This window comes from Aequorivita vitellina (assembly GCF_022008365.1).
GTDB lineage: Bacteria > Bacteroidota > Bacteroidia > Flavobacteriales > Flavobacteriaceae > Aequorivita > Aequorivita vitellina.
In genome coordinates this window covers 1-990 of sequence record NZ_JAIRBA010000101.1, presented here as the reverse complement: position 1 = coordinate 990, position 990 = coordinate 1, and the positions used below count along the sequence as shown (strand labels likewise).

Annotated in this window: 1 protein-coding gene; it reads right to left on the bottom strand. The window is 44.8% G+C overall.

All coding sequences use genetic code 11. The annotated features are described in order from the left end of the window. Positions 1-324: 324 nt before the first annotated feature. Positions 325-990, bottom strand: a 666-nt coding sequence (locus K8089_RS16140; protein ID WP_237604317.1) for an IS110 family RNA-guided transposase, incomplete at its 5' end; no start/stop codon positions are given.

The following is a 990-nucleotide window of genomic DNA, read 5'->3' as shown; positions in this document are numbered from 1 at the left end:
TCCTATGAAAAGCACTAGTCCAGTTCTTCAAATATAATATTTTATTTTTTAATCACTTCATAATGATTATGTTGTGGTGTTGAAATGTTGATAATCCCGATAGGGTTATCAGTATTTCAATGCCTTTAAATAACTTGCTCCGCATCCTATATGTGGTCCATCGCCAAGCGCGGCCACCAGCATCTGTGTGATTGTAAGTTATAATAACCCGGCCACGGTCTATAAAAGTGATCCAGCCCTTGGGTGGTCACATACGTTGTTTTGTGATCCGGGAAATTGGTTATTCTGTGAGCTCTGTTATTGTTACTGTTTGTTTTTATTTTTCTATTGCACTACGCCAGGCTCATAGGGAATCCCCGTTTTTACGACGGCCAATGTCCGACTGGCAAGCTTGCGTGCAATTTTAATTATTATCGATTTTGAGTTGCGGTGCACATGTTTCCGATAGTAAGCTTGCATCACGGGGTCGGCCCGTATAGCCTGCCAAGAAGCCTCTACAAAATAACTGCGCATAATTTTATTTGCTCGTTTGGTGATGCCCATGCCCCGCGAGTTTTCGCCACTTTGGTAAATACCCGGGGCAAGCCCCAGATAGCCAGCAAACTGTTTGATATTATTAAAACGGCGCAGGTCGCCGAGCTCACTCAAGATACCACAAGCAACTATACCTCCTATGCCGGGAATACTTCGCAATAGATAATAATCCTCTTTATGGTATTTACGGCAATAGGCACGAAGCTGCGTGGATATTTCCCGTTTCTCTTTGTCCAAGAACCTAAAGGTGCGCATCCTCCCCTCGAGGGCCGATTTGGCCGTGGGGTGGGCAAAGCGTACCGCATCTACCCAGTCCCTGAACTTGTGGCTCCATTTATCGTTGCTGAACTCCTCAGGGATCTTTATGCCAAAATACAGAAGCTGCATCTTTATCCTGCTCTTGTTACGACGTATATCCTTCACAATATCGTTACGACGCCTAAAAAGACTGCGCAG